Here is a 12,471-nt window from a genome sequence, read left to right on the forward strand (position 1 = left end):
TCCAGATACTCACTCAGGCTACACATCCTTGCGCCGTTGCCTACGACTGCGCCAGAATCCGCCGGCTTGTGCGCCTTGGGTCCGGGCTCTATCGTTTGCCTGTCGCTGAAAAACAGCGAACGGGTTTGGTAGCCCGGGTTACTACTAGGCGTATCGCGCCACCGTTTGTAGGTCTTTTCAGACCTCGGTTTTATGGTGGCCATGCGCAGGGCTCCTTCGGGGGCGCCGGGTCCTAGTACCGGTCTACCAACCCGCGTATGGCCGCCACCCTCGTTTGGTAGCGAGGGTAATGGCTCCTTTATCTCTACTAGGAGTTTCATCTATGTTCAAACCAACGCCCAACCCACCGGAAACCGATCCAACATCCCCCTACGAATCCCTTGATTCAAAAAAACTCAACGAAGCCGCCGACCGCGCCCTCGATTACCACCTCAATCCGCCCATCCCCAAAGACACCAAGCGCAAACCCAGCACCATTTACCATGTGGGCACCGAGGTCGATAACGAAACCCTGCTGGTCAACGCCTGCGAATCCCTGGCGTCAGCGAGCATGATGCTCAGCGAGTTCGCCGGATTGATGGACATGCCACATCGCAACATGATGTTGGGGATTCAATCCGTGGTCATGCTCGGGGAGCTGGCGGTGAACCGGGTGCTGGATAACCTCGACCCGCGAAGCTAGCGAAGACCTGTGGCGAGGGGGCTTGCTGTGGCGAGGGGGCTTGCCCCCGTTCGGCTGCGAAGCAGTCGTAAAACCGGCATATGCGGAGTACCTGAAAACATGCGGTTGCAGGTTATGGGGTCGCTTCGCAACCCAACGGGGGCAAGCCCCCTCGCCACAGCAAGCCCCCTCGCCACAACAGCGTGTTCGGCTTCATTTCTTCGAGCTACTCAAGTTCAACTCCCGCCAAGTTCTGAACCAAAAATTCCGCGCAATTCCCCTCTCCAGAATGAAGCTTTTATGACAAAAGTTCGGTAGCACAACGCCATTCCGGTCATGCCTATGTAACGCGCTTGAGGGGGCCGCGAGGCCACTTTTCCAGCCGAGGGCGGGAAGCCGGGAGTGAGGCAATGGGGACTATGGAACGCTACTCGAAAGTGGGCATGCAAGAACTCGATCAACGCCTGTCGAAGATCGTCGAAGCCGCGCGCAAGAAGCCGGTTTCGGTCTATCGCTACGGCGCGCCGTGGGTCTGGATCGTGTCTCAGGATGACTGGCAGGGCGCCTTGAAAGAGGTGTCCAGCTACATCCCCCCGGGCCATTCACTGGTGTTGCTGCGTCCACAAATCGATGACCTGCTCGAAGAGCACCGCGACATCCTGCACGGCCTCAACGCCGAGCCCGGCATGCTCATCGCCCCGCAAACGGTCATGCACATCCTATTGCTGCAGTTGCTCTATTCGGTGCCCAGCGAGCAGCAACTCTACGAACAGCTCAATTACAACCTGCTGTTTCGCTGGTTCGTCGGCCTGGACCTGAACCAGAAGGTCTGGAGCTTCAACGTATTGAGCCGCGACATCGCCACGCTGCTGAACAACCCGCGGGCGGTGCAGTTGATCCAGAAAATCATTGGCGAAGTGTTCTGCGGTGCCTTGCTGCAAATGCCCGAGTTCTCCTTGAATTTCGCGCTGCTGCACACCTGGCTGGGCAAACACGCCGCGACGTCGACAACAAGCAATTGAGTGGGCCGAACGCTGGGCAAACAGCGACGGTCATTTCGAATTCAGGGGGTGGTGTGGAGCATCTTTTCAAGTCACGGCTGGCGCTGTGGGGCTGGCTGCTGGTGGCGGCCGGTGGGCAGCCGGTATTCGCCGAAGATACCGAAACCGCGACGCCGACAAAACTGGTCGATGTGAACGAATACTTCGTGCGCGGTAACACCGTGCTCGACGCTCGGGCGATTGAAGAAGCGGTGTACCCGTTCCTTGGTCCGCAAAAGACCCTGAACGATATCGAAGGCGCCCGCGAAGCCTTGCAGAAGGTTTATCAGGCCCGAGGTTATCAGTCGGTGTTCGTCGAGTTGCCGGAGCAGAAGGTCGAGGACGGCATCGTTTATCTTCAGGTCAGCGAAACCAAGGTCGGCCGGGTGCGGGTGGTCGGTGCCAAACACTATTCGCCCGTGGACATCCGCGAAGACGTGCCGGCCCTGAAGGAAGGCGAAGTGCCGGACTTCAGCAAGGTCCAGGGCGAACTGGCGCAACTCAACAAGACCCCGGGCCGGCAGGTGATGCCGCTGGTGCGCGAAGGTCAGCGCCCCGGCACGATGGATGTGGACTTGCAGGTCGAGGACCAGAACCCGTGGCAGGCCAGCGTCGGGCTGAACAACGATTACAGCGCCGACACCGAGAAGCTGCGTGCCGTCACCAGCCTGGGTTACAACAACCTGTGGCAACTGGGCCACAGCATTTCGCTGACCTATTTCACCGCGCCCCAAGACACCGATAACGCCAAAGTCTGGTCCGGTTCCTACACCGCGCCGTTGAACGAGCGCTGGAGCCTGCAACTGTCCGGTTATCAATCCGACAGCAACGTCGCGACCATCGGCGGCAGCAACGTGTTGGGCAAGGGGCATTCCTATGGGATCTCGGCGATTTACACGCTGCCGTCCAGCGGCAACTGGTCCAACTCGTTCTCGGCCGGCATCGACTTCAAGGACTTCGACGAGCGCCTGACCCTGGCCGGTGAGAGCGACAAGGTGCCGCTGCAGTACGCACCGTTCACCTTTGCCTATAACGGCTTTCGCTACACCGAAAACTCCCAATTGGGCCTTGGCCTGAGCCTGGTGGCCGGCACTCGCAGCCTGTTCGGTTATGGCAGCTCCGACGAAGACTTCGACTACAAACGCTACCGCGCCAGCCCCAGCTTCGCCGTGCTCAAGGGCGACACCAGCTACACCTTCACCTTTGGCAACGACTGGCAAACCGCGACCAAAGCCGCGTTCCAGCTGGCATCCGGACCGTTGGTTTCCAACGAGCAATTCTCCGCCGGCGGCGCGACCTCGGTGCGCGGTTATCTGGCCGCCGAGCGCACCGGTGACGACGGCTACCTGTTGTCCCAGGAGCTGCGCACGCCGTCCCTCGCCAAGTACCTGGGCACTTACGTCCAGGAATGGCGCTTCTATGCCTTCGCCGAAGGCGCCCAGTTGTACCTGCGTGATGAGCTCCCCGATCAGGACGCCGATTACGCCCTGGCCAGTGTCGGCCTGGGCACCCGCGCGAGCTTGAGCAAATGGCTGTCCGGCAGCGTGGATTGGGGCTACCCGCTGCTCGAAGGGCCGAACACCTCGAAACAGGAATCGCGCCTGCACTTCAACCTGCAAGCGACGTTCTGAACCTACGGAGAAATTTTTCATGCAGCGCTTATTCATCGCTTTCCTGATCTGCCTGGGCTTCGTGCTCCCGGCCACCGCCCAGGCCTGGTGGCAGGACGACTGGCATTACCGCAAACAGATTTCGGTGGACACCACGCCCCAGGGCGCGGCGATCAACGAAACGCTGGGTCGCACGGCGCTGCTGGTGCGCCTGCACACCGGCAACTTCACCTTCGATGGCGTCAAGGAAGACGGTTCGGACCTGCGCTTTGTGGCTGCCGATGACAAGACCGTGTTCAACCATCAGATCGAAAGCTTTGATCCGCTGATGGGCATGGCGCTGATCTGGGTCGATGTGCCCGTTATTACCGGCGGCCAGCGGCAGGACATCTGGATGTATTACGGCAACCAGAAAGCCCCGGCCACCGGCAACGGTCAGCTGACCTTCGACCCGAATTTCACCGCGCTCTATCACTTCGACGGCGCCAACGGCACGCCGCCCAAGGACACCACGGCCTACGGCAACACCGCGCAAAGCGCTACCGGCGCGAGCATCGACGGCGTGATGGGGCGTGCGTTGCAGTTCAGTGGCCAGCCATTGCTGCTGCCGGCCAGCCCATCGCTGCAACACAACGCCGGCAGTGCGTTTACCTTCAGCGCCTGGTTGCGTCTGGATCAAGCCAACGGTGAACAGTTGGTGCTGGCAAGACGGGAAGGGGCGAACAGTCTGTTGCTGGGCCTGAACCAGGGCATGCCGTTCGTGGAGATCGACGGCCAGCGCGCCGTGTCCAGCCAACCGTTGAACCCCGGTCAATGGCAGCACCTGGCACTGACCGCCGAGGGCAGCAAGGTCTCGCTGTACGTCAATGGCCGTGAAACCGCGAGCCTTGCGGTAGCGATGCCGGCATTCAATTCAGTCATGGCCATCGGCGCCGATCTGCCGAGCGAAACCGCAGGCACGTATCTGCCATTCAGCGGCGCCATCGATGAGCTGCGTTTGTCCAAGGTCGTCCGGCCTGCCGCGCAGTTGCTGGCAGACGCCAATTCCCAGGGCGCCGAGTCGAAACTGCTGGCTTACGGCGTCGATGAAGAACAGTCGGGTTACGGCTTCGGCAGCCTCGGTTTCCTGCTCAATGCCGTGCCGATGGACGCCTGGGTGATCATCGCGGTGCTGGTGCTGATGATGTTCCAGTCGTGGGTCATCATGATCCGCAAGAACCGCATGGTCAGCCGCCTCAGCGCCGCCAACGAAGCATTCCGCGAGCAGTTCGCCAAGGTCGGTACGCGCCTGGAGATGTTCGCCGACGATCAGGACCTCGCCCAACGTTTGCAGTACTCGTCCCTGTGGCGTTTGTATCAGGTGGCGGTCAAGGAAATCCGCACCCGTCGCGAGCAGGGCGCTGACACCTCATCGGTCTCGGCCGCGACCATCGAAGCGATTCGCTGCTCCATGGACGGTGTGCGCACCCGCGAGAATCAGGCGCTCAGTTCAAAACTCTCGACCCTGTCCAACGCCATCGCCGGTGGCCCGTACATCGGCCTGCTCGGCACGGTGTTGGGGATCATGGTGGTGTTCCTCGGCACGGCCATGGCCGGTGACGTCAACATCAACGCCATCGCCCCGGGCATGGCCGCCGCCTTGCTGGCCACCGCCATGGGCCTGTTCGTCGCGATCCCGGCGCTGTTTGGCTACAACCGGCTGATCACCCGCAACAAGGAAGTCAGCGCCGACATGCGCGTCTTCGTCGATGAGTTCATCACCCGCCTGGCGGAGATGCACGGCGAAAGCCAGTCCAGTGAAGCGGCCCATCGCCGTGGCAATCACACCCACGCATCCGTCCCGGCCTGAGGAGCACTGACATGGCTAGCGTCAATACCTCCCACGACGATGACGATGATGCCGCGGTGGACAGCATCAACATCACGCCCTTGGTGGACGTGCTGATGGTGGTGCTGGTGATGTTCATCCTCACCGCCACCGCCCAGGTCTCGGGCATCCAGATCAATCTGCCCAAGGCCAGCGCCTCGGTGTCGCTGTCCGAAGCCAAGACCAAGGCGATCTCGGTCAATGACGGCGGCCAGGTGTTCCTCGATGCCTACCCGGTGACGTTGGCGGAGCTCGAAGACCGCTTGCGCATCGAGAAGGCACAGAACCCTGACTTCCCGGTGATCGTGCGCGGCGACGCCACGGTGCAGTACCAGAAAGTCATCGAGGTGCTGGACCTGTTGCGCCGGCTGGAACTGTCCCAGGTCGGTCTCGTCACCGGCAAACCGACCCAGGGCTGACCATGACCGCACAACTCCCGATCCGCCCGTCGCCCGTCAAACCGTCGCCCCTGCGCTTTGCGAAGTGGGGCGCCGGGTTACTGATTGCCGGCGTGGCCGCGTGGTTTCTCTGGCAGTGGGCCAACGACATGAGTGGCGTGCGCCGGGAAGCCCCGAAGGTGCCGACGATTATTCCGTTGCCACCGCCACCTCCGCCGCCGGAAAAACCGCCGGAGCCGCAAACCCCCGTGGAAGAAAAAATCGTCGAGCCTGAACCGACGCCGGAACCTGCGGAGGTCAAGCCCGAAGAAGAGGCGCCGCCATCGCCAGCCGATGACCTGGCCAACCCGATGCAAATGGACGGCGACGCCCAGTCCGGCAGCGACGCCTTCAACGTTGGCGCTGGCAAGGGCGGCGGCATGGCCGGTGCCGGAGGCGGGCGCCTGGGCAATGGCACGTACAGCCAGTTTTTGGCGTTCACCTTTCAGCGCTTGCTGCGGGAAAACCCGGACCTGCGCAACCTGGCCTTTTCGCTGCAGACCGACGTCTGGCTGAGCAGCGTGGGCGAGATCACCCGGGTCGAGCTGGTGAAGTCCAGCGGCAACCCGGAGGTCGACGCCCAGGTGCTTGCCGCGTTGCGCGGCGCACCGCATTTAACCGAACGGCCACCGGCCTCCATGACCTTGCCTGTGCGCTTGTCCTTGCAAGGGCGGCGTCCGGGTTAACCGAACATTTTCAGGTTTTGCCAAAAGGAGTTGTGTGCAGATGATTTCCAACGTGAATCGATTGTCCCTGGCGGTCGGCATGGTCATTGCGACCCTGGTCGGGCACGCAGCGGCAGCCCCTGCGCCCTCGGAAAACGCCACGATCAATCTGATCCGCTTGCTGGTGCAGCAAGGTGTATTGAAGCAGGAACAGGCCGACGGCCTGATCGCGCAGGCGGAAAAAGAAGCGGTGCAGGCGCGTCAGGCCAGCACCGCCGTCGCTGCCGGCCCGACGGCTGCGCCCGGCGATGTGCGGGTGCAATACGTGCCGGCCGCGGTGCGCGATCAGATCCGCGACCAGGTCAAGGCCGAGGTCATGGCCACCGCCAAACAGGAAAACTGGGCTCAGCCCAACACCTTCCCGGACTGGATCGCGCGCATCAGCTTCGACGGCGACATTCGCCTGCGAGACGAGTCGCGCTACTACTCGGGCACCAACAGCAACGAAATCGTCGACTTCGCCAAGCTCAACAACAACGGCCCGTACGACGTGAACCCCAACAGCAGCACCAACCTGCCGCCGTTGCTCAACACCCGTGAAGACCGCGAAAACCTGTTCCGCCTGCGGGCGCGCCTAGGCATGAAAGCGCTGATTTCACCGGAATGGACCGCCGGCATTCGCATCGGCACCGGTTCGGACAACAACCCGGTGTCCACCACCCAAACCCTCGGCGGCGGCTTCGGCAAAAAAGACATCTGGCTCGATCAGGGTTACCTGACCTGGAAGCCGTCCGATCAGTTGACCCTGACCGGCGGGCGAATCGCCAATCCGTTCTTCTCCACCGACATGCTCTATTCCACCGACCTGAACTTCGACGGCGTGGCGGCGATCTTCGACCACAAGCTCAACCGCGACTGGGGCCTGTTTGGCACGGTCGGCGCGTTCCCGGTGGAGTACACCAACGACACCAGCAGCAGCAACGGTTTCGACAAGGAAGAGAGCGACAACAAATGGCTGTACGGCGCGCAGATCGGCGCCAACTGGGCGATCAACAGCAACAACCGCTTGAAAGGTGCGTTGGCCTACTACCGTTTCGACGACATCGAAGGCCAGCGCTCCAGCCCTTGCGAACCCTGGGCCGGCGCACCGGGCTGCGACACTGACGGCAGCCGCTCGGCGTTCATGCAAAAGGGCAACAGCGTATTCCTGCTACGCGACATCACGCCCAACCCGCTCAACCCGTCCACCACGCCGCAACCGCAATTCGTCGGTCTGGCCTCGGAGTTCAACCTGCTGGACCTCAACGTCGTGTGGGACACCGACCTGCCGGAAGACTTCAAGCTGCGCAGCCAGGCCAATTACGTGCACAACCTCGGTTACGACGAAGGCGAGATGCGCAAACGCTCGGCCGGGCAAATCGTCAACAACCTCGACAGCGATGGCGAGGTGCAAAGCGGCGCCAATGCCTGGATGGTCCAGTTCACCCTCGGCAACTCGCTGGACTTGAAGAAGCAGGGCGACTGGAATTTCTTCGCCGGCTACAAGTACATCCAGCCGGACGCCTTGCCGGACGGTTTCAACGACTCGTCGTTCCACCTCGGCGGCACCAACGCCAAGGGCTATTTCCTCGGCGGCAACTACGGCCTAGCCAAGAACGTCTTCGCCACCGGTCGCTGGTTGAGTTCCGAAGCGGTGTACGGCGCGCCATTCGACATCGACGTTTTGCAGCTTGAAATCAACACGCGCTTCTAAGGCGCAAGGAGAGCGTCATGAACACAAAAATCCTGCTGTTTGCCTTGGGGTTGCTGCTGACTCAAGGGGCGAGCGCCGAAGGCATGGAGGAGCGCTTGCGCACTCAACTGCGCAGCACCACCCAACAGTTGCAGGCCCTGCAAAGCCAGCAGGCTCAGGCCAGCGCCGCGCAAGTGGCGGCCGAGAGCCAGGCCAAGGCCGCGCAGGCGCAAATCAAGCAACTGACGGCGGAATTGGCCAAGGTCAAAGGCGTGGCCGAACAACTGGCCGGCCAGCATGACAGCCTGCAAAACCAGGCCCAGGCGCAAGCGGCGGCCAGCAGCGAGCAGATCGGCAAGTTCAAGAAGGCTTACGAAGAACTGTTGGTGATGGCCCGGGGCAAAGAAGCCGAACGCGCCCGGCTCGAGTCGCAACTGGCTGAACGTGACACACAAATGCAGCAATGTTCAGTCAAGAATCAACAGATGTACGGCGTGGCCAAGGAGATCCTCGCGGCCTACGAAAAGATCGACGTCGCCGAGGTGATGAAGATCCGCCAACCGTTCGCAGGCGCAGCCAGGGTCAAGTTCGAAGAACTGGCCCAGGGCTTTGGCGACGAACTCTACAAGACGCAATTCGACGCGCCCCAGGCCGCGATCGCTCATTGAATGACAGGGAAGACTTTCACATGACTCAATTGATCAGCCACGTATCGCCACAATCCCTCACCGACGTGCTGCAAGCCGCCGGTTACCGGGTAAATCAAACCGAACAGAACGGCATCGTGCAGTTGCTCAGCGCCAGCCAGGGCATCGGCTACGCGGTGCGTTTCGGCAATCCGGCGGCCGAGCCGGGCAGCTACGTCGACTTCACCTTCAGCTGCGCCTTGCGGGTGCAGGGCGAGTTGCCGGCGGGGCTGGCGGAGCTGTGGAATGCGTCGCGACGCTTTGCCCGGTTGTCGGTGCAGGGCGAGTTTCTGGTGATGGAGATGGACGTGGTAGTCGCCGCCGGCGTGAGCGACGATCATCTGCGCGGTAATCTTGAACTGTGGGATCGCTTGCTTCAGGAGTTCATTGTTTATCTGCGTGAATACAGCCAGAACGCGGCGCAGTTGCAGGCCCAGGCTGAAACCGCCGAGGCGCCCGCGCAAGAGGTACCAGCCCTGTGAAAAACCGTACGGTAGTGGCCGGCGCAGGTGCGTTGGCCGTGCTGGTGATTGCCGTTGCGTTGGGACTGCGTCCGGGCAATGACCCGATCGCGGCGCAGCAGCCGGCGTCATTGGTAGCGAGTGAGCCTGCGGTCGCCCGACTGGGCAATCAGCAGGTGTCACCCGACGAACTCAAAACGCTGCTCGCCACCTTGCCAGCGGAGTCGCGCGAACAACTGCGGGCCAATCGCGGGGCGCTGGAAAGCTGGATTCGCTCGCGCCTGGCTGAGAAAGCCGTGCTCGAACAGGCCGACGCCCAGGGCTGGCGTCAGCGCCCGGAGGTCGAACGGCAAACCCGCGCCGCCACAGAGCAGATCGTCTTTCGCGACTACTTGCAATCGGTCAGTCAGGTGCCGACCGATTACCCCAGTGCCGCCGAACTGCAGCAGGCGTATGAGGCCGGCAAGGCGGGGTGGGTGACGCCACCGATGTACCGGGTTAGCCAGATTTTCCTTGGTGTGGCCGATCCACAGACACTCGAAAGCGTGCGCAAGCAAGCACTCGAACTGAGCAAAAAAGCCCAGGCTGCGCCGACGGAATTTGCGGCGTTGGCGAGTCAGTATTCGCAGGACCGCGCCAGCGCCGAACGGGGCGGAGACACTGGCCTGCAACCATTGCAGCAACTGGTGCCGGAAGTCCGCGGCGCGGTGGCGCGACTCAAGGTCGGTGCGGTGTCGGAGCCGGTGCAGAGCGCGGCGGGTTTTCATGTGATCAAACTCACCGAGCAGCAACCGGCGCGCACCGCGACGCTGGAAGAACTGCGCGAACGCCTGACCCAGGCCTTGCGTGCCCAGCGTCAGGAGCAGATCGCCAAGGCTTATCTGGAAGGCATGCTCAATACGGCGACGTTGAGTATTGATGGTGCGGTGTTGAATAAGGTTCTGGAGGAGAAGCAATAAAGTTCAGCGTTGGCCCATCCCCCCTGTGGGAGCGAGCCTGCTCGCGATGACGGTTTCACCTTCAACATTTACGGCGACTGATTCACCGCCATCGCGAGCAGGCTCGCTCCCACAGGGGGATCACAGAACATTCATAGCTGCGCAATAAACCCAACAAAGATCGACAGGGAGTCATCGATGTCATTCATAGAACCCACAGGACGTCAGGGTGTTGTCGAATACCGATCGCCGCAGGGGCCCTCCGAGTCCTGGCTGGCACGGGCCGCCGGGATTGATACCGAGGTCGCGCAATACTTTCTGGTCAGCGCCCGTTGCGGCTGTTTCATGCAGGCCGCGCGCAGCCTCAATGTGCGGGCGACCCTGCTGCGCAAGCATCTGGCGCAGCTGGAAGATCAGCTGCAACGTTCGCTGTTCAAGTTCCAGGGCAGCGCGCTGACCTTGAGTCGTGACGGGCAGCAGTTGCAGGCGCAGTTGATCGCGCTGGTGCACGAGCGCAAGTTGCCGGTGATCGAACAGCCGTTGATTCGCCTGGCCGTGGCCGAATCGATCCTGCACGACATCCTCGGCCGTGACCTGGTCTCGCTGCTGCGGCGCAACGCCAGTGTGCGCCTGGACATCATCTCCCTGGACAGCGAACTGGCCCTGCGAGCGATCAGTGCTGATGTGGTGGTGTGGCTGGCGGGCACCGATTCGCCGTTGCCAGGCCCCAGTTTTGCCATCAGCGAGCCCCAGCGTCTGGCACGGCTGGACTATCTGCCGCACATCGCCAAACGCTATTCACGGGTCGCGGCGCGGCCGGACAGCCTGGGTGACCTGGCCGATTTCATGCTGGTGCAATGGCAGCACGATCGCCAGGTCAGTGCTTTTGGGCCGTGGAACAGTCTGGTGGAGCAGCGGCTGGCGGGCGTGGTGCAGCTGCATTCCTATGAACTGATGCTGGAGATGATCCGCTGCAGCGCCTGCATCGGTTTGTTGCCGCACTACATGAGCCAATTCGACCGGGGGCTGGTGGCGTTACCCGGGCTCTTCAAGCAACCGATGCAGCGCCAGGTGTGGATGGCGGTCAATGCCGACTCCCGGAATGAGACCGAGGTGCAGGGGATCGTCGAGCTGATCCACAACACCTTCAGTGAGCGACGGGAGTGGTTCGAGAGTTAGCGATGATTCCCTGTGGGAGCGGGCTTGCTCGCGAAGGCGGTGTGCCAGGCAACATTGATGTCGACTGACACTCCCTCTTCGCGAGCAAGCCCGCTCCCACATGCCCTCCGTGGAACATGGGAACGATCAATTTCTTTGGCTATCCGCCTGGATATCGGCCGGTATGGCAGGCGGCGCAGCATGACTGTGCACTGTCTGAGCACCAACACCACAACTTGCGAAAAGCGCCATCAGGCTGAATCCTGCGGCGCGAAGCAAACCTTTCATAGAATTTTCCTCATTTTCCGAAAGTGACATTCAGCCCGGCCAGTAACGTCGTTGCTCAAGTCGAACGTCCAAGTGGCGGTGCACGACTCGATGGGTACGTTTTTTACTCTAGCAGGTGGTTGTCACGTCAACGGTCTAGCCATGCCGCTCTTTTATCGAGCTGACCCCTTGGCTTTTTTCAGCGGAAGAAAGTAGGCGGCCCATCCGATTGCCATCAACGCCAGGTTGGCGCCATCGCGCAACAGCAAGCTGCCCGCAGCACGCCGTACTTCCTTCGAGCTGACGCGGCCGCGGGCGATGTCGAGGCGGGCAAAACTGTGTATGTGACGAATGACATCGAACGTCATGAGCCCCGATGCTGCGAGGAAATAGAAAATCCGCTGCCAATAGGGTATGCCCAGCGACCGCGCCAGGTCCGTGGTGACGTGCTGGTGCGCCACTTCTTCAGCGCAATGCCATCGCCACAGGCGGGTCTGTGGTGATTCCTTGACCGAGAGCAAACCGTTTCTGCGCAAGGCGGCAGCGGACATGACGGCCGTCACGTGCTCGAACGCGGCAGCCAATGCCAATTGCGCATTGAGCGACAATTTCGACTGAAGAGCCGCGAGATCTTTTTCGATCATGTGCTCGAACTTCTTGACTTCAAACCCCTGGGTTTCCAGTTGCTGGTTGTACAGCCTGTGCGCTCGCTGGTGGGCCCGTTCCTCTGCCACGAAGCGGCGCGAATGTTCGGCAAGCGCCGACGTTTGTTGCAATCGCAAAGCGGATGACTCCACCACCGAAATCACGAATTGCTCACCGGCAGGAAGCAGTACCGAACAGGCATCGAACAGATAGGTCTTGATCGATGTGTCGTTCCAGAATGGCGTGGAGATAGTGGCCTCGGCAGTCTTTGTGCGCGGCGGTTCGATAGGTGCGTCTGTCATGG

At 61.5% G+C, this 12,471-nt stretch carries 14 protein-coding genes; 11 read left to right on the forward strand and 3 right to left on the reverse strand.

All coding sequences use genetic code 11. From position 1 onward, the window contains the following. Nucleotides 1–203 (reverse strand): hypothetical protein (locus PMI30_RS31720; protein ID WP_008010875.1); only part of this gene is annotated, 203 nt, incomplete at its 3' end. A gap of 119 nt (nt 204–322) precedes the next feature. On the opposite strand from PMI30_RS31720, the gene PMI30_RS12150 reads away from it, so the two are divergent. From PMI30_RS12150 to PMI30_RS12100, 11 genes are all read left to right on the forward strand, one after another. Next, on the forward strand, nt 323–682 hold the full coding sequence (locus PMI30_RS12150) for a DUF6124 family protein (protein ID WP_008010877.1): 360 nt from the start codon (nt 323–325) through the stop codon (nt 680–682). Between the two features lie 389 nt (nt 683–1,071). After that, entirely contained in the window at nt 1,072–1,683 is a 612-nt protein-coding gene (locus PMI30_RS12145; protein ID WP_007901236.1) for a transposase, read from the forward strand. A gap of 53 nt (nt 1,684–1,736) precedes the next feature. Next, nucleotides 1,737–3,332: a ShlB/FhaC/HecB family hemolysin secretion/activation protein gene (locus PMI30_RS12140; RefSeq protein WP_008010880.1), complete on the forward strand. Its 1,596-nt coding sequence runs from the start codon at nt 1,737–1,739 to the stop codon at nt 3,330–3,332. A 19-nt stretch (nt 3,333–3,351) separates the two neighbouring features. Beyond that, the gene (locus tag PMI30_RS12135) at nt 3,352–5,160 is read left to right on the forward strand and encodes a DUF2341 domain-containing protein (protein WP_008010883.1); all 1,809 of its coding nucleotides are present in this window, start codon (nt 3,352–3,354) and stop codon (nt 5,158–5,160) included. A gap of 11 nt (nt 5,161–5,171) precedes the next feature. Continuing rightward, nucleotides 5,172–5,597, forward strand: coding sequence for an ExbD/TolR family protein (locus tag PMI30_RS12130; RefSeq protein WP_007901242.1), 426 nt, complete (start codon nt 5,172–5,174; stop codon nt 5,595–5,597). A 2-nt stretch (nt 5,598–5,599) separates the two neighbouring features. Beyond that, nucleotides 5,600–6,301 (forward strand): energy transducer TonB family protein, encoded by a 702-nt coding sequence (locus PMI30_RS12125; protein ID WP_008010886.1) that lies wholly within the window; start codon nt 5,600–5,602, stop codon nt 6,299–6,301. A gap of 40 nt (nt 6,302–6,341) precedes the next feature. Continuing rightward, nucleotides 6,342–8,033, forward strand: coding sequence for a putative porin (locus tag PMI30_RS12120; RefSeq protein WP_008010888.1), 1,692 nt, complete (start codon nt 6,342–6,344; stop codon nt 8,031–8,033). 17 nt (nt 8,034–8,050) lie between these two features. Then, on the forward strand, nt 8,051–8,680 hold the full coding sequence (locus PMI30_RS12115; RefSeq protein ID WP_008010889.1) for a hypothetical protein: 630 nt from the start codon (nt 8,051–8,053) through the stop codon (nt 8,678–8,680). A 20-nt stretch (nt 8,681–8,700) separates the two neighbouring features. Then, nucleotides 8,701–9,180 carry a YbjN domain-containing protein gene (locus tag PMI30_RS12110; protein ID WP_008010890.1) on the forward strand — a complete coding sequence of 160 codons (480 nt, stop codon included), beginning with the start codon at nt 8,701–8,703 and terminating at the stop codon, nt 9,178–9,180. Further along, nucleotides 9,177–10,118, forward strand: a complete 942-nt coding sequence (locus PMI30_RS12105; RefSeq protein ID WP_008010891.1) for a peptidylprolyl isomerase — start codon at nt 9,177–9,179, stop codon at nt 10,116–10,118. Before PMI30_RS12110 ends, PMI30_RS12105 begins: the two co-directional genes overlap by 4 nt. Before the next feature lie 177 nt (nt 10,119–10,295). Beyond that, complete coding sequence (locus tag PMI30_RS12100; RefSeq protein WP_008010892.1) at nt 10,296–11,276, forward strand: LysR family transcriptional regulator; 981 nt, start codon at nt 10,296–10,298, stop codon at nt 11,274–11,276. A 126-nt stretch (nt 11,277–11,402) separates the two neighbouring features. Here the strand turns inward: PMI30_RS12100 and PMI30_RS31525 are convergent, their stop codons facing one another. Then, nucleotides 11,403–11,543, reverse strand: coding sequence for a hypothetical protein (locus tag PMI30_RS31525; protein WP_177318847.1), 141 nt, complete (start codon nt 11,541–11,543; stop codon nt 11,403–11,405). 152 nt (nt 11,544–11,695) lie between these two features. Beyond that, on the reverse strand, nt 11,696–12,469 hold the full coding sequence (locus PMI30_RS12095) for a metal-dependent hydrolase (RefSeq protein ID WP_008010893.1): 774 nt from the start codon (nt 12,467–12,469) through the stop codon (nt 11,696–11,698). Nucleotides 12,470–12,471: the final 2 nt, after the last annotated feature.

It is taken from the genome of Pseudomonas sp. GM50 (assembly GCF_000282375.1).
Taxonomy (GTDB): domain Bacteria; phylum Pseudomonadota; class Gammaproteobacteria; order Pseudomonadales; family Pseudomonadaceae; genus Aquipseudomonas.